The 16543-nt window shown below is 41.9% G+C and carries 18 protein-coding genes; 6 read left to right on the forward strand and 12 right to left on the reverse strand.

Annotation, left to right across the window (positions count from 1 at the left end; all coding sequences use genetic code 11):
- The first annotated feature begins 326 nt into the window (after window positions 1-326).
- Complete coding sequence (locus L1D51_RS02080) at window positions 327-515, forward strand: PA3496 family putative envelope integrity protein (protein WP_082389337.1); 189 nt, start codon at window positions 327-329, stop codon at window positions 513-515.
- Between the two features lie 52 nt (window positions 516-567).
- Here the strand turns inward: L1D51_RS02080 and L1D51_RS02085 are convergent, their stop codons facing one another.
- The 3 genes from L1D51_RS02085 to L1D51_RS02095 all read right to left on the reverse strand — a co-directional run bounded on the left by L1D51_RS02085 (window position 568) and on the right by L1D51_RS02095 (window position 2161).
- Window positions 568-1050, reverse strand: a complete 483-nt coding sequence (locus tag L1D51_RS02085) for a glutathione peroxidase (RefSeq protein ID WP_054563709.1) — start codon at window positions 1048-1050, stop codon at window positions 568-570.
- Window positions 1051-1157: 107 nt separating this feature from the next.
- Window positions 1158-1457 carry an AzlD domain-containing protein gene (locus L1D51_RS02090; RefSeq protein WP_063529256.1) on the reverse strand — a complete coding sequence of 100 codons (300 nt, stop codon included), beginning with the start codon at window positions 1455-1457 and terminating at the stop codon, window positions 1158-1160.
- The gene (locus tag L1D51_RS02095; protein ID WP_239962399.1) at window positions 1454-2161 is read right to left on the reverse strand and encodes an AzlC family ABC transporter permease; all 708 of its coding nucleotides are present in this window, start codon (window positions 2159-2161) and stop codon (window positions 1454-1456) included. The genes L1D51_RS02090 and L1D51_RS02095 overlap by 4 nt, the downstream gene beginning before the upstream one ends.
- 137 nt (window positions 2162-2298) lie before the next feature.
- Between L1D51_RS02095 and L1D51_RS02100 the strand changes: the two genes are divergently transcribed.
- Entirely contained in the window at window positions 2299-2949 is a 651-nt protein-coding gene (locus tag L1D51_RS02100; RefSeq protein WP_239962401.1) for a cytochrome b/b6 domain-containing protein, read from the forward strand.
- A gap of 62 nt (window positions 2950-3011) precedes the next feature.
- Here the strand turns inward: L1D51_RS02100 and L1D51_RS02105 are convergent, their stop codons facing one another.
- Entirely contained in the window at window positions 3012-3464 is a 453-nt protein-coding gene (locus tag L1D51_RS02105; RefSeq protein WP_058585373.1) for a c-type cytochrome, read from the reverse strand.
- Window positions 3465-3555: 91 nt separating this feature from the next.
- Window positions 3556-4026 (reverse strand): DUF2721 domain-containing protein, encoded by a 471-nt coding sequence (locus L1D51_RS02110; protein ID WP_054554628.1) that lies wholly within the window; start codon window positions 4024-4026, stop codon window positions 3556-3558.
- Window positions 4027-4270: 244 nt separating this feature from the next.
- Here L1D51_RS02110 and L1D51_RS02115 point away from each other — a divergent pair, with 244 nt between their 5' ends.
- Together L1D51_RS02115 and L1D51_RS02120 are read left to right on the forward strand one after the other, a co-directional pair.
- Window positions 4271-7672 (forward strand): S8 family serine peptidase, encoded by a 3402-nt coding sequence (locus L1D51_RS02115; protein ID WP_239962403.1) that lies wholly within the window; start codon window positions 4271-4273, stop codon window positions 7670-7672.
- Between the two features lie 130 nt (window positions 7673-7802).
- Window positions 7803-9968, forward strand: coding sequence for a S9 family peptidase (locus tag L1D51_RS02120; protein ID WP_239962405.1), 2166 nt, complete (start codon window positions 7803-7805; stop codon window positions 9966-9968).
- 21 nt (window positions 9969-9989) lie between these two features.
- Here L1D51_RS02120 and L1D51_RS02125 read toward each other — a convergent pair whose 3' ends face one another.
- Genes L1D51_RS02125 through L1D51_RS02140 form a run of 4 tightly spaced genes read right to left on the reverse strand, consistent with a single transcriptional unit; the run spans window position 9990 to window position 13665 of the window.
- The gene (locus tag L1D51_RS02125) at window positions 9990-11465 is read right to left on the reverse strand and encodes a sensor histidine kinase (protein ID WP_239962407.1); all 1476 of its coding nucleotides are present in this window, start codon (window positions 11463-11465) and stop codon (window positions 9990-9992) included.
- Window positions 11465-12190 (reverse strand): response regulator transcription factor, encoded by a 726-nt coding sequence (locus tag L1D51_RS02130; RefSeq protein ID WP_054563702.1) that lies wholly within the window; start codon window positions 12188-12190, stop codon window positions 11465-11467. The genes L1D51_RS02125 and L1D51_RS02130 overlap by 1 nt, the downstream gene beginning before the upstream one ends.
- A gap of 59 nt (window positions 12191-12249) precedes the next feature.
- Window positions 12250-12954: a spondin domain-containing protein gene (locus L1D51_RS02135; protein ID WP_239962409.1), complete on the reverse strand. Its 705-nt coding sequence runs from the start codon at window positions 12952-12954 to the stop codon at window positions 12250-12252.
- Window positions 12955-12963: 9 nt separating this feature from the next.
- Complete coding sequence (locus L1D51_RS02140; RefSeq protein WP_239962411.1) at window positions 12964-13665, reverse strand: spondin domain-containing protein; 702 nt, start codon at window positions 13663-13665, stop codon at window positions 12964-12966.
- A gap of 205 nt (window positions 13666-13870) precedes the next feature.
- Here L1D51_RS02140 and L1D51_RS02145 point away from each other — a divergent pair, with 205 nt between their 5' ends.
- Both L1D51_RS02145 and L1D51_RS02150 read left to right on the forward strand, forming a co-directional pair.
- Window positions 13871-14242: a DUF4870 domain-containing protein gene (locus tag L1D51_RS02145; RefSeq protein ID WP_054563699.1), complete on the forward strand. Its 372-nt coding sequence runs from the start codon at window positions 13871-13873 to the stop codon at window positions 14240-14242.
- A gap of 57 nt (window positions 14243-14299) precedes the next feature.
- Window positions 14300-14734, forward strand: a complete 435-nt coding sequence (locus L1D51_RS02150) for a YqaA family protein (protein WP_239962413.1) — start codon at window positions 14300-14302, stop codon at window positions 14732-14734.
- Here the strand turns inward: L1D51_RS02150 and folX are convergent.
- The 3 genes from folX to folM are packed head-to-tail and all read right to left on the reverse strand — an operon-like array spanning window position 14731 to window position 16385.
- Window positions 14731-15090, reverse strand: coding sequence for a dihydroneopterin triphosphate 2'-epimerase (gene folX / locus L1D51_RS02155; protein WP_054554637.1), 360 nt, complete (start codon window positions 15088-15090; stop codon window positions 14731-14733). The two genes, L1D51_RS02150 and folX, sit on opposite strands and share 4 nt — an antisense overlap.
- Window positions 15091-15092: 2 nt before the next feature.
- Window positions 15093-15647, reverse strand: a complete 555-nt coding sequence (folE, locus tag L1D51_RS02160) for a GTP cyclohydrolase I FolE (protein ID WP_058585381.1) — start codon at window positions 15645-15647, stop codon at window positions 15093-15095.
- Window positions 15648-15665: 18 nt separating this feature from the next.
- Entirely contained in the window at window positions 15666-16385 is a 720-nt protein-coding gene (folM, locus tag L1D51_RS02165) for a dihydromonapterin reductase (protein ID WP_054563698.1), read from the reverse strand.
- Window positions 16386-16543: the final 158 nt, after the last annotated feature.

Below are 16543 nucleotides of genomic sequence, written 5' to 3' on the forward strand. Positions count from 1 at the left end.
CAATTAATTCAATGTCTTGTTGTGTTTTTATGGTTTTTTAAAAATAGCGGGGAATAATTTTTTAACCATTTTTTAGTCAAATTAACTAAAAAATACACATGCATAAATGACTTTTATCGAAACGATAAAAAACTCTCACTTTTCAGAAATCAAATTTAGCGCTATTTATTCACAATATTGACATATGACCTATTTAGCATGGGTGTATGGCTTTATTTTGGTGGTTTTTTAGATACTAAATTACTACTGAGCTTTTTAATCTTTGCCAATTCATCGAGCAAATTTTAATCTCAAGAATTGGTCTCAAACACTTTATGGAGTGGGTTGTGGGTAAGACATTTAGTTATGACGCGCTAGATGACGATTTTGTTGAAGACGAGTACGAAATGGTCGGGCGTAATCAACACGACAAGAAAAAGCAACGCGTAAAGAAGAAGTTGGAAGACTATCTTGAACAAAAACGCTTGCGCAGAAACTTAGGCGATGACGACTTTGACGAGTACTTGAACGACTAAGCATAAATTTAGATAAAGAGGCAATTTGCCTCTTTATTGCTTTTAGGCTTTGTTACTTGCCCAGTGCAGCTGCGATGTCTGACTCGAGCTGTTCAGGTTTTGTCAGTGGCGCATATCGCTTAATGGCCTTGCCATCTTTACCAATTAAAAATTTGGTGAAGTTCCATTTTATTTTGCGGGTGATAAATCCCGGTAACTCTGATTTTAGGTATCTAAAAACAGGGTGAGCATGTTCGCCATTCACATCGACTTTGCTCATCATTAAAAAGCTAACGCCATAGTTAATTAGGCAGCCTTCTTTAATTTCCTTCGCATCCCCAGGCTCTTGTTTACCAAACTGGTTACATGGAAAGCCAATTATTACTAAGCCTTGCTCATGATACTTTTCATGCAGTGCTTGTAAGCCTTCATATTGTGGAGTGAAACCGCATTTACTTGCTGTATTTACAACAAGTACGACCTTGTTTTCAAAATCAGAAAAGTCAACGGTTTGGCCTTGTAGGCTGGTGGCAGAAAGTTGGTGAAATTCGCTCATAATGATAACTTTTTATTATTGTTGCATTGATTCTAACTTGCTTGGCATCTTTCTAAAAGGGTGAATTTTAATCAATGGTTTTTCTTACTTGGCGTTAAGCATCGCAGCTAACTTAAAATTATAAACAATCCCATCCCTGCCAGTGTTGTGTAGTATATGTTATGTGTTTTATAGGCCACGATAACAGACACAACAGCAGCGCTTAGATAGGGATTTTGCCAATCTAGATTTATCCCTTCGTCATTAATAAACACAATGGGCACCCAAATTGCGGTGAGTACGGCTGGGGCGCTAAAACTTAAAAATTGCTGCATTTTCGGACCGACTTTGAATGGTAATGCGCGGTGCAAAAATAAGTAACGTGTGAAGAAGGTAATACACGCCATTAATAAAATGGTGATCATCATAGCGTATGCTCCTCTTTTGCTTGCCAGCGACTAATTAGATAACCAACCGTCATAGCGATAAGAGCCGCGGTGACAAGCCAAAGTTGAAAGCCCTGACTTTTTAATAGTGTTGCTACAACGCCTGCGGTGATCACTGTAGCCAGTGTTGCAAGGTTCTTTACACCCGGAATAACTAAAGCAATAAACGTGGCAGCGATGGCAAAATCAAGACCTAGGTGTGTTAAATCGGGAAGTAAGCTTCCTGCGACAATACCAAGGAGGGTCCAGATATTCCAGGCAATATAAAAACTAAAGCCGGCACTTAGCGCGTAAATAAGGCGCACTTTTGTGCGGTAGGCTTTGTGATGATGCGAAAAAGCAAATAATTCATCTGTTAGTACAAAACTCACTGGCAGTCGCCAACGAAAGGGTTGATCTATTACTTTGTGGCGAATAGCTAAACCATATAAAAAGTGCCGTGAGCTAATAATGAGTGTGGTAAATAAAATAGTTAAAAGCGGCGTGTTTCCTGCCATTAATTCAATCGCAACGAGTTGTGCTGAGCCTGCAAATACCAATAACGACATAGCTTGTGTTTCTAAAGCACTGAAGCCATTTTGAACTGCTAACGAGCCACATAAAATTCCCCAAGGTAACACCGCAAGGCATAAGGGGAGCATGTCGAAAAATCCTTTAAGCAAGGCTCTTGTTGTTGATTTATGCATCTTATCGCTCATGTTTGTTGTTATGGCTCAGATCAAAACAGCTGAAATAGAGGTGTGTCAAAATAACTGAAGTTTGCAATAATGTATAGCCGAGCCTGTTGCTGAAATCATTAGCGTCTTTTAAAGGGAAAGTTACAATGTCTAAAGTTAAAGTATGGGATGGCTTTATAAGAAGCTTCCATTGGTTATTAGTTGCGGCCATCGCAACCCTCTATTTTAGTGCTGAAGAAGGTATGTTGGAGCTGCACTTTGCTGCAGGCTACTTCACTCTAGCGCTTATTATTACACGTCTTGTTTGGGGCATTATTGGTAGTAAAACGGCAAAGCTGTCTGCGCTGATTCATTCACCAATCGCCGCAATTAAATCGTTTACAAGCAATGAACATAAGGCGGGTCATGGCGCGGCGGGTAGTTATATGGTGATAGCCTTTTTTGCGTTACTTATCGTACAGTTAACCTCTGGCTTAATGACCAGTGACGATATCTTAACGGATGGTCCACTCGTCGAGCATGTATCCTCAGATACCGTAGAGTTTGCCGGTTGGTTACATCATTTAAACTTTGATATTTTGTTGTATGCCATTGTGTTGCATGTAATAGCGATTGTGATTTACCGCATTAAAGGAAAAAACTTAGTGAAACCTATGCTTACGGGTAATAGTGAGCAAGTTGCGGTTACTGAGCCTGTCACTAAATCACCGTTGATAGCTTTTGTTATTTTTGCAGTGTGCTTAGTGGTGCTATTTACGACTTGGGGTGCAGAGCCGCTCAGCTATTTGCTTGGGTAGCAACTTCAAAACATGAAAAAAAGGCGCTAATAAGCGCCTTTTTAGTTTAAATCATAACTAGACTAGTCTTTGAAAGACTTATGGCAATCTTTACAGCCTTTAGCCCATGCGCCAAATGCTTTGCCAATTACTTTTTTATCGCCACTTTGTGCTGCAACTGCTAGCTCATCAGCATATTGTTGGAAAGCAACTGCTTTTTTCATAAAGGTTTCGTTGTCGCTCCATACAGCTGCAAGTGCAGATGTATCACCCTTATCAGAGCCCGCTACGAAAGCTTCCCAAGGCATTTTAGATAATGCCGCTGCATTGTCGGCACGCTTTTGAAAACGTTCTGCATCAAAAGGTACTTTGCCTTTTAGCATATCGCCCATGTCACCAATTTGTACGCGGATCATTGAAAATGCTGCCTGACGGTACTCGATTGCATCGCTTGGCTCTTCAAATACAGAATTTGCTGATGCGCCTAGTGCCATTGTAGATAGCATTGCGCCTACTACTAATTGTTTTAATTTCATTCCTTTTGCCCCTTAAGATGTCATAAAAGTAAACTAACTGAGTTGTATCTTAGCTCAATATAATATTCAAGTGTATCGCGGTTAATCTTAACTAATCATTTATATCTATATCGGCGAAGATCATACCACGGCGCATACTTCTCGTTGCTAAGAAAACCTCGCATAGTAAAGATAAAAACCCACATATCAACAGCGCCATAGCGGCCACAAAGCAGCTAGCAATTGTCACGCTTAAGTTGATCGATTGGATATGCGATAAAAATAGACACATAACCACAGCACATACTAATAAGGCACTGAGTACACTTAAACTAAATGCGATATGAATGCAGCGAGAGCGTTTCAACAGCGCCCTTAACTCTGTTGTCAGCGACTTATTGAAGTCTTCATCGGTACTGACTTTAAGCTTACGCTCTAACTGTCTCGCTCGATCGGTAATACGCGCTAAGCGGTTTGAAAGCACGCCTAACGTTGCTGCAATACCGGTAATTAAAAAGACGGGTGCAACAGCCGTTTGAATCACCTTTGCCATGGTAAGAATGTTGATTACTTCTGAATTCATTTTCAATACTCTATTTACTAAAACTCAACACACTGTTCATTTACAAACGTTTACAACTCTAGCTTGCATCTTTAAATCATTTTAAAACAATATGTTACTTAAACTCAGTGTTCTTTGTTTTAGCTGAATGTAATTCTTATGTAACAGAAATGTTGTTCTTGCTAGGGTTTCCGTTTTATATTGGTTCTGAAACTTTGTTTCAATCACTATTTAGACGATAACATAACATATCCCAGGGGAACCCATGTCTAAAAATCTAATAAAAAGAACTGCAGTTGCTTTGGCTGTAACCAGTGCAATGTGCGCTAGTGCACAAGCCAATGACTTTTCTAAATATAATCTTGCCGGCAAAAAATTAATCCAATCGAGCGCGGTAACTAAAAAAGAACAAAAAGCTCATCGCGAAGCTACAAGCTGGTTAATTAAGTTAAATGCTCCAGCATCAGTTAATGCTAAAACAATGGGCTCGGATGTAGCGTCAATTCAAGCGCAAGCAAAAGTAGCGCAAGCAAGCGTAGAGCAAGCAATCAACAGTATGGACTTGCCTGTACAAGTTGTCGCTAAAACATCAACACTAGTAAGCTCAATCGTAGTCAATGGTAATAAGCAAGATGTTGCTAAGTTACTATCGAACTCTCAAGTTGAGGGCATTTACCCAGTATACGATTATGAATTGCATGTCGCTGACAGCGCTGACTATATTGAAGCAACTCCTTTAGTATCTAATGGTTTAGCAACAGGTGAAGGTGTTCGCGTTGCTGTGCTTGATACAGGTATTGACTACACCCATACAGCCTTTGGTGGTGCGGGTACCGACGAAGCATATGCTGCAGCTATTGCTGATCCTGCGTCAGTTGATTGGCCACAAGGTAAAGTATTAGGTGGTTATGATTACATTAACGATGATGCCGATCCTATTGATGTAGATACAAACCACGGTACACACGTTTCTCACTCTGTTAACGGTATTGCACCAAACGTAGATTTATTTGTTTACTCTGTATGTAATAGTGGCTGTCCAGGCCTTGCACAACTTTTAGCTCTTGAAAGTGCAATGGATCCGAATGGTGACGGTGATATGAGCGACCGTGTTGATGTTGTAAATATGTCACTTGGTGGCGATTACGGTGATATTGCAAACGATGCAGTTGGCCTATTCATCAACCAAGCAGTTAAACTTGGTACAAACGTTGTTATCTCTGCTGGTAATGATGGTGCTTATCCATTCATCGTAGGTGGCCCAAGTACAACTGAAAACGCTCTTTCAGTGGGTGCGATGACTCACCCTACCGGTGAAGAATCAGTTGGTAGTGGTACAGTTAATGGTGAAGAAGCTGTTGTGCAGCCAGCCAGCTTTGGTCCACAGATGGCATTTAGCTACACTAATGAAAACTTGGAACTTGTGTACCCAGATGCAAATCAAACGGCTTGTGAAGCGTTTGCTGACGACGTAGATTTTACAGGTAAAGGCGTTATCATCGACCGTGGTGCATGTGCATTTACAGTTAAAGTATTAGCAGCACAAGCTAAAGGCGCAGAGTTTGTTATTATTGCAAACAATAATGACGATGGCACGCCAGCACCTATGGGCGGTTCAGATCCAACTGTTACTATCCCTTCTGTAGGCGTAACGTTTGCAGCTGGTACAGCTCTAAAAGCGGGCGGTACATTTAACCTAACAGTTGAGCGTCTTGTTATGTCTGGCGCGATTGCTGATTTCACATCGCGTGGTCCTTCAATGGGCGGGCTGTTAAAACCAGAGATTACAGCACCAGGTGTAAACATCATGACTGCTCATCCTGGTCTTGGTGATGGTCTTACTGGCGCAACAGGTACTTCATTCTCGGGCCCAATTACTGCTGGTGCGGTGAGCTTATTAAAAGAAGCGCTGCCAGAGCGTAACGCGTTTGAAATTAAAGCGACGTTAATGAACACGGCAAACCTAAATGTAACTATGGAGCCGTTAGCGATTAACCCAGACGCTGAGCTTGCACCAATTAGTTATATCGGTGCGGGTCTTGTTGATGTAAACAAAGCGGCTAACTTACCGGTTGCTGCTTGGGCTGCAGATACCAAACAAGCTGCGCTTTCGTTTGGTTTAGTAAACGCATCAGAAACAGTTGAGCTTACTAAAACAGTTCAAGTTAAGAACTTCTCTAACGAAGACCAAGTGTACACACTTTCTCTTGAACAACGTTATGCAGACGATGTTGAGCGTGGTTCATTCTCACTTGACTACCCAGAGTCAATTACAGTGCCAGCAGGTCAAACAATGTCATTTGACGTGACAGCGACGATTGATCCTGCAACTCTACCTGAGTGGACTTTAACTGAGGAAAATATTGGTTCTCAAGATGCTACGGCTGACTTAACTAACCTAGAGCTTGATGGTGCGCTAATCTTCTCTGATGGCAGCGATGAAGCATTCCACCTTGTTTATCACGTATTACCAAAAGCAAATGCGGCAATGAGCTTCATGCCAGTTGTGACTGATAACGGCGTTGCACATGAAGTAACAAACACAGGTGCGGTAGCACTTGATCCTGTATTTGCTCCTACAGTAATGACTGATGATATTGATGAAGACCAACGTTTTGACTTAGTAGGCGCATCAATCGAAACATTTGCTGTATCAGCTGAAATTTGTGAAAGCGGTTATGTAACACTTACTACATTAGTGCTAAACGAGGGAATTACTCACTCTTACGTGGGTGGTTTCATGGCTGACTTCGATATGGACCAAGATGGTGTTTACGATGTTACAGTACAAAATGGTAAGTTAGAGTGGTTCTACGATGTTGAGCCGGGCACTGCAATTACCTTTACTCACGGCTATGGTAGTGCTTCTGGTTTCTTAGATAATTATTACCAAATTATCGGTAACAACCACCTCACAATGCAAAGCTGTATTGAAGCATTTGGCCTAACAGCCGATGACATTGGTCGAGCAACTGTAGATGTTCGTTTCCGTACAGAAGAAGAAACATGGACACCAATTGCAACTGAAGAAGGTGATGTTGCAATGGGTACTTACACATTCACAGATGCATCAAGTGATGTATATGCAATGTTTGTAGATGAAGCTGGTGAAGCTGTTAGCTCAATTGAACCAGGTGCTTCAGCTACTTTATACAATGCAGGTGAAGACTTCATGATTCTTTCAGACTCGGGTTCTAAAGCGTATGCTGCAACACCTGAATCAGACTCGAATACTCCACCAGTTGTTGTTGATACTGAGTTCTCTGTTGATGAAAACACTGAAAACGGTACGGTAATTGGTACGCTAGAAGCAACTTATGGTGCTGATTTAGCAAGCCCTGTTACAGAGTTCATTGTAATTAGCTCAAGCTCAACAGCTATTTCAGTAACATCTTCAGGTGATGTTGTAGTTATGAATCAAGACGTACTTGATTATGACGCTGGTTTAACATCAATTGAACTAGAAGTTGTTGCAACTGACAGATCAGGTAATGTTTCAGAGTCTGCTATGGTAACTGTTACAGTTAACAACCTAGCTGATGAAGCGTCTGAGCAACCAGTTGTAGTTGAAGAACCAGAGAAGAAAAAATCTTCTTCAGGCTCACTAGCATGGTTAACATTACTTGCTGCACCGTTCGCATTTATGCGTCGTCGTAAGCAAAAGTAATTGTTTGAAAAATAAGTGATAAAAGGGAGCTTCGGCTCCCTTTTTACATTGCTTCACAAAGGCTACTTATAAACTCACGATTAATTACTTATATTAGGGACTTAATAATAAAAATTAATTTAGGATCCCTATGAAAGTTGGCCATTCACTTTGCCTTGCAGCACTCTCTTTAGCTGTTCTATCAGCGTGTAATAAAGTCCCCGATAATAAAGAACAAGCCGTTATTACAGAGCAAGTTCAGATTGCAGCACCCGTCGCCAAAAAAATACCCCATGAAATGACCATTCATGGTGACACTCGTATCGATAACTACTATTGGATGCGTGATGATAAGCGCAAAGATGCCGCTGTTATTGCTCATTTGAATGCTGAAAATGCGTATGTTGAAAGCAAACTGGCACATACTCAAACGCTACAAAACACCCTATTTGAAGAGCTTAAAGGGCGTATTGAGAAGGATGACGATACCGTACCGACAAAAAAAGGGGAGTTTTATTACTTCTTACAAATGCGCGGTGATGACGAATACCCGGTTTATGTGCGAAGCAAAGATAGCCTAGGAGAAGATAAGCAGGTTATCTTAAATGTGAATGAGCTTGCTAAAAATCATGACTATTTTGCCGTAGCTGGTTTAGCTGTCAGCCCAAATGGTAATTTGCTGGCTTATGGCGAAGATACCGTGAGTCGTCGTATTTACACAATTAAAGTAAAAGATTTAACCACAGGTAAAATGCTCACAGAAAGCCTTGAAGGTACAGAAGGTGATGTCGTCTGGGCCAATGACAACAAAACCTTTTACTACATCAAAAAGGACCTACAAACGCTGTTAGGCTACCAAGTATATCGCCATACGCTAGGCACCCCGCAAGCCGACGACGAACTCGTTTACGAAGAGAAAAACACTAGTTATTACACCGGTATTTACAAGAGTAAAGACCAACAAGAAATCTATATTAGTCATGGCAGTACCAGTGCATCGGGTATTTCGGTTATTGATGCCAATGATGTCAAAGCAATGCCAAAGCGTTTTATTGAACGCGAAGCTGGGCTTGAATATGACATCAGTAAATTAGGCGATTGGTACTACATCGTTACTAATTTAAATGCAGTTAATTTTCAACTGATGAAAGTGCGCCGCGATAAGGCTCATGATAAAGCTAACTGGCAAACGCTAATTGCAGGTCGTGATAACGTGAAACTTGAAGGCATTGAGTTATTTAATAATCACTTGGTTTATGAAGAGCGAGAAATGGGGCAAACCCGAATCACTATTCGCGACCTTCGTAACCAACAAGAGCAAGTCGTTGCTTTTAATGACCCAACTTATATGGTCTTTAGCTATGGTAATGGTGAGTTAGATAATCCTAACTTACGTGTTTACTATTCAAGTATGACGACGCCAGGCAGCAGCTACGATATCAACCTAGAAAGTGGCGAAAAAACACTGCTTAAGCAACGTAAAGTATTAGGTGATTTTAATCCTGACAACTATGCCTCTGAGCGAGTTTATGTGACGGCTAGAGATGGTGTCGATGTTCCTGTGAGCCTTGTTTATCGTAAAGACAAGTTCAAAAAAGACGGCTCGAATCCGCTTATGCAATATGGTTATGGTTCGTATGGTGCGACCATGGATCCGAGCTTTTCTAGCTCTCGATTAAGCTTACTTGATCGTGGTTTTGTGTTTGCGATTGCGCATATCCGTGGCTCACAAATGCTGGGTCGTCCTTGGTACGAAGACGGCAAGTTGCTGAAAAAACAAAACACCTTTAATGACTTTGTTGATGTGACTAAATCATTAGCAGCTCAAAAGTATGGTGATAAGGATAATATTTTTGCCATGGGTGGCAGTGCAGGAGGCTTGCTAATGGGGGCTGTTGTGAATCAAGCACCTGAACTTTATAAAGGGGTGATTGCTGCTGTGCCTTTTGTTGATGTAGTTACGACCATGCTAGATGCCAGCTTGCCACTGACAACGAATGAGTATGACGAGTGGGGTAACCCGAACGATAAAGTCTATTACGATTACATGCTGTCATATTCCCCGTACGACCAAGTTAAGAAGCAGGCTTACCCAAATATGCTAGTCACCACCGGCTTACACGACTCTCAAGTTCAGTATTTTGAGCCTGCAAAATGGGTTGCTAAGCTACGTGAATATAAAACCGATGATAACCTGTTGCTGTTCAAAACCGACATGGAAGCAGGGCACGGCGGTGCTTCTGGGCGCTTTAAAAGCTTGCAAGATACCGCTTTATATTACGCCTTTATGCTCGATTTGGCGGGTATCGAAAAATAATAACAACGCAGGCATCCGTGATTAAGCGGGTGCCTGCATAGCTAAATTAAAGCGAAATTCACTGCCTTTTCCTAAGGTACTTTTTACGTTTATTTCACTATCCATTAGGGTGAGCAGTTGCTTGCAAATAGCAAGTCCCAAGCCAGTTGAGCCTCGTTTTATACTATTACGAGCCTGATAGTGAGGTTCGAAAATCGCATTGAGTTCATCCTCATGAATACCAACCCCGGTATCAGACACTGCTACGTATAACTGATCACTTTGCTGGCTAACCTTAACGGCAATTTCACCGCCATGTGGGGTGTGCCGAATGGCATTTTCGATTAAGTTTGTAAGTACCCGCTCTAATTTTGCAATGTCTGCTGTCACGGTAAAATCGCAGATTTCAGGAATAACTTTGAGTGAAATTCCCGCTGATTGCGCTGTTAGAGCAAGCTTTGCCACACAATCATAAATTAACTCGCCCAAATTAAAGGTCTCGGATTGTATTTTCACTTGGCCGCACTCTAAATTAGCCAGCTCAAAAATTTGTTCAATCAGCTGTTTTAGTTGCTGGCAGTTATCCATTGCAAGGTTGAGATAATGACGTTGCTCAGGCTCGTTTAAGTGGCTATCCGGTTTATTGATCACCTCCAAAAAGCCGTGCAGTGAAGATAGCGGCGTACGTAAATCATGTGATAAGTGAGTGAGTAACTCTCTGCGTTGCTTATCGGCTTGCTGTAATGACTGAAACTGCTCATCAATACGCGCCAGCATGGCATTGACGCCTTTGCTTAAATTGCCAATTTCATCATCAGCACTGTAGCTAGAATCCAATGACATTCTGGTTAGGCTGTAGTTCGCTGCTTCTATTTTATTAAGCTCTTTATTGAGTTTTTTTAACGGTAAAGTGAAAAACCGAAACAACAGCAACATCGCAATAAAGAGCGCAACTAAGGCGGCTACAAACCACATTGCGGCTAGCCAAAGGTTATCATTGGCTTTAATGTTTTTAAGGGTTGTATCGTAAGCTTGCCCGCCAATTATCACGTACAAATAGCCTTGCAGTTGTTGCTGATTATAAACTGGTGCGGTCGAAAAAATTTTTACGCCATCCTTGCTACGTGGATCGTCACCATAAATTGGCGTGGCAGTGGGGTTGTCGAGCAGCTGCTGTATCGGGCTTAAGTTTATTTGTTGCCGCACGACTTGCCCCGGTTTGGCGGAATAAGTCAGTAAATGACCTTCTGGATCTACAAAATAAAATTCAAATGCCGGACCAAGTATCATCAGCGTGTGAAATAAGTTTTCTAGTGCCTTATAGTCATACACACCTTGCTGGATCAGTGGGTTATCATGCACTAAATGTTCGGCTAATTGGAGGTGCAAATTTTGCTGAGCATGGTGTACCGAGCTTTGCTCTAGCTGCTTACTCCAATTTAAAACCAGTGCGCACAACAGGCTAAAAATAAGCACTAATGACCAAGCGAGTTTTTGATAAAGCGTCATTGATTTCATTAGTTTGCACTCAATTGACCGGGGTTTAATTTATAGCCTACACCCCAAACTGTTTCGATAAAATTGGCTGAGTGATGTTGCTCAAACTTACTGCGTAAACGGTTTATATGGGAATTAACCGTATGCTCGTAGCCGCTGTGTTGATAACCCCATACTTGGTCAAGTAACTGTTGGCGGCTAAAAACATGGTTTGGGTGTTTGGCAAAGTAGACCAGTAAATCAAATTCGGTGGCGGTTAAGTTAATTGCTTGGTCAGCTAAAAATGCTTGGTGGCTGGCAAATTCAATGTGCAGTTCACCCAACTGGATTGCCGCTTGAGCGTTATCTTCATGGTGTGATTGAGCTGCTATAAGCTGTGACCTATGCCGTAATTGCGTTTTTATTCGTGCTTGTAACTCTCTAGCGAAGAACGGCTTGCAAATGTAATCATCAGCGCCCATCTCCAGACCAATCACTCTGTCCATATCGCTACTGAGTGCGGTCAGTAAAATAACGGCAATACTTGGGTAGTGCTCTTTAATTTTGCGACATAAGCTCAAGCCATCCATTTGTGGCAGGTTAATATCAAGCAGTACTAAGCCATAACTTGAGCTGGCAAGCTTCTTTATTGCAGCTTCTGCGCTCGAGGCTTCATCAATATGTAAGTTTAGGCAGTGCAATTGTGTGCTGATAAGTTGGCGGATTGCTCTATCATCTTCGACGATTAATAATTTTTCTTGGCGCATGGCTCACTCCAAATCACAGAGGCACATCCTTATGACCTTCTGTGTAAGGAGTGCGATTATTATTGCGTCCGCGTTATCGTGATCCGAGCAACCGGGTTATCAAACTTATGCTGGCTGGTGAGCACTGAGTTTGTCAGGCCATCATCTTGACTAACCACACCTGGGTGCATTGCAACACGGTTAATATCGTCACGCATTTCGTTGTAGCCTTCGCCTGAGTCGGCAGGGCCTGGGATCGTGCCTTGTGCTTCAGAGTTAGCCTCTGTGCCTGCATCATAGGCAAAACTAGTGCGAGACAGTGACTCATTAACCGCTAACGAAGACACGTCTATTGCATTAAGACCGGTAAACGCGTCATTTGTATTCACCAACATGGTCGCTAAGCTGATTTTTAATGAATCAAGCTGCTCAGTACTCAGCATTAAAGTGACTTGCTCACCTGGAGGGAGTGGACTCTCAGCTGAGCTTGAGGCCATAGCAAAATCAGTTGCTAATAATTCACTGTTATCTCCTCCTTCAGCCATTAATTCGAGCGCAGCTGAAGCTGGTTCACCTATTTGCCAAAGCATACCCTCAGAGTGAGCAATGGCTGCAATCGGTGACAATGGTTGGGCATTGGTTAAATTCGTAACTTGTACTGTAAACTCATAGCTCATAACGGGCATTACAGGATCTGTTACTTCCACCTCGTCATTATCTGAATCCCCACAGGCCGCAAGGCTGGCACTCAGTACGAGGATAATTAAGCTTTTTGAAAAGCGCATAATAACCTCCTATTTAACCGTAACTGTTAGCATCGCAACTGGGTTTAACCATCTGTGTACGGTGTTATCGAGGTCACTCATACCTGCTTCTAAATCGTCGTCACCTAAATTACCCGGATGAATATGCACCATCATATTGGTTTCGCTACTGGTGACGCCGCTACCATTCATACCCGCATTACCACCCGGTGCGGCAGGAATGCCTGGCGTACCCGGCATACCTGAACCCTCAACAACAAGCTCATCATTGGCTTCGGTGCCCGCATCATAGGCATTAAGATAAATAGTGTAGGTACCAGCTTCTGCTGGGATCATCCAACTATCTAAACCTACAAAGCCATCATTGGTAGGCAGTAGCATGGCTGTTAGAGATAAGTAGTTATTGCCATCCTTGGTGGATAAGCTCGCCATCGTTGAGCTTGCTGGGGCTAATAGACCTTCAGCTGGATTGGCAACCATGTCACTGTTTGCGGCTGTGGCTTCAGTCATTAATGGCTCGAGATTGCCTCCTTCAGCCATAGTCTGTAGGGCTGTAGACGCAGGCATAGCAACGCTGAAAAGTTTGCTGTCACTGTTATGAGCCGTAATGAGAATAGGAGTAAAGTGTAAACCTTGCGTGAGGTTAGTTAGTTTTATATCAAGCTCAGCAGCTTGGCTTGCAAGGCTAGTTACTGCGCATGCAGCGAATAAAGTTAAAGGTAAAGCTTTCATGTGAGATTCCTGTTTTTGATGATTCAAAACCAGTATCGAATAGCAATATCCAGAAACCCTCACGAAGTTATCACATTTTTATCACAACGTTGATTACAGCCTTTTTTGCTGGTTGAGAGTTTTAGATTTAACCAATTTAACTAGGGTAAAAAGTCATTACGGTTTATAGTAGAGAAACAAACAGACCCATAACAAGGAATTTAAAATGGATGATAATCAAAAAGTTGAAATAATTGTGGCAGATAAAGAGCAGCGCACGTGGGCAATGTTTTGTCACTTAAGTGCCTTAGCTGGCTTGCTTTTCCCGTTTGGTTCGGTGATTGGGCCTTTGATTGTTTGGCTTGTAAAAAAAGAAGAAATGCCACTTGTTGCTGAGCATGGTCGCAAATCATTAAACTTTCAATTAACCATGATGATTGCTTACATTGTGTGCTTTATGCTGATGTTTGTTGTCGTTGGAGTCATCCTGCTGCCATTAGTAGCGCTATTCTCATTGATTATGGTGGTAGTATCGGCGATTAAAGCCAATGATGGTAAAGAAGTTAAATACCCTATGGCGATAGAATTTATAAAGTAAACTAATTGCCATATACTAAAAGCTCAGCCATTTGCTGAGCTTTTTTATGTGATGTTTATGGCCTACTTATCGTTATTTTTCAGCGCGTTTATTTCCGCAACCTTATTACCTAGTTCTTCAGAATTAGTGATGACAGCAATGATAGCCAGTGGTGACTATCTACTTTGGCTGTTATGGCTAAGTGCGACTGTGGGTAATGTGCTCGGGAGCTGTGTGAATTATTGGCTGGGCACGCAGGTTATGCGATTAAAAGACCGTAAATGGTTTCCCGTTTCACAAAAGTCGATAGACAAAGCCGAACAGCAATTTAATAAATACGGTATTTACAGTTTGCTATTTGCTTGGCTGCCTATTGTCGGCGACCCTTTAACGGTTGTTGGCGGAATTTTTAGGGTTAAGTTTTCAATCTTTTTGTTACTCGTGAGCCTAGGCAAAGGCGCACGTTATTTAGCTGTGCTTGCCTTTGCGGTAGGGCTAGAAAAGTTATTTTAACTTTTTTGCCAATCAAGGGTCAGTGATACTGAATCTGCAAAGCGCAGCGCATGAGGTTTATCGACGCGTACTTTGGCATAGTGAACACTTTGATGCTGGTGGCAAATTGCTAAAATTTCAGCAACCAGTTTTTCTAACAGCAAAAAGTGGCCTTCTTCGACAAGGCTGATCACTTCTTTAGTAATGGTCTTGTAGTTTAGCGCTTTATCGACTGCGTCAGTTTCACAAGCTTGATCAGCAGGGTAGTGAATTTCTAAGTTAATCACTACATCTTGTTTTTTCTCACGTTCCTCAGGGTTAAAACCTATAAAGGTTCGTAGCCTGAGATTAGTGACATTAATAATTGCATTGGCCATCATTACCCTCTAACTAGTTGTAAAAACTCGTTACGGGTTTTTGGGTCGGCTCTGAAGTTACCTAACATAACCGATGTACGCATGCTTGAGTTTTGCTTTTCAACGCCGCGCATCATCATACACATATGTTTTGCTTCAACGATTACACCAACACCTTTCGCGCCAGTTACTTCTTCAACCGCTTTAGCAATTTGATGGGTTAATTGCTCTTGAATTTGAAAACGGCGCGCATACATGTCAACAATTCGCGCAAACTTAGATAAACCAAGCACTTTGCCATCAGGAATATAAGCAATATGGCAGCGGCCAACAAATGGCAGCAAGTGGTGCTCACACATAGAGTAAAGCTCAATGTCTTGGATCAAGACCATGTCATCGGCATCTGAAGTGAATACCGCATTGTTGGTGATCTCGTCTAACGTTTGACGATAGCCTTTAGTCAGATACTCCATCGCTTTTGCTGCGCGTTTTGGTGTGTCGAGTAATCCTTCACGAGCAGGATCTTCACCTACTGCGGTAATTATTTGTTGGTAACTATTTTTTAAATCATCGTGCATAGCTTTCTCAGTAATTCGTTATTTTAAATGTCTGCCACCATCAACAGGCATAGAACGACCTGTGATGTAGTGACTGCTTAGTAATAGTTCTACGCTGTTAATAATCTCGGCGCAGCCGGGCTCAATGCCCATTAGCGATTTCTTTAATGTTTTGGCTTTGTATTCGTCGCTATCGTGTTCGTTAAAAATAATTAACGAAGGGGCGATAGCATTCACTTTAATGGCTGGTGCAAATTTAGCGGCAAACGACTTGGTTAAATTATCAAGCGCTGCTTTGCTTGCTGCATAAGCAAGGTGCTTAGGGCTGCCTTTTTCAACTACGTAATCGGTTAAGTGAATAATATCTGCGGCTTGGCCACTGTTTTGCTGATAATGCAGTAGCAAATCAGAAGCTGCTAAATTAATTAAATAGGGCGCTTTGGCGTGGATACGCATCATGTTATCGAATAGGTCTGCGTAATCGTGGTTATTTGCTTCGCAATCCCAGCTAGACGCATTATGGATAATTGCCTTGAGCTGGTTGGTATGGGTTTTTAATTCTTCGATAAAATGCCCGATAGCTTGGTCACTATTAAAATCAGCATGGATGCAAATAGCGCCTTTACCTGCAAGCACATCAATTGCTTCATGGCGGGTACGGTAAGTGACTATGATTTCTTGCCCTTGCGCTAAAAAGTGCTCGGCCAGAGCGAGTCCAATACGTTGGCCTGCGCCAGTAATTAAAATGGGCGATGACATAAACTAATATAAAACCTTAGATTTTTGATTTGAAATGTAATGTACTTAACTGTAACAACTATAAACCAAATTACAGAACTATTTCATCTTTACTGCAATCATGTTGCTAACTTTTACGTCAAGCATAGCGCTCTAGATCATTTAGCGCGGCCGATAAT

Origin of the sequence: Pseudoalteromonas shioyasakiensis, from assembly GCF_022398475.1 — a bacterium.
Lineage (GTDB): Bacteria > Pseudomonadota > Gammaproteobacteria > Enterobacterales > Alteromonadaceae > Pseudoalteromonas.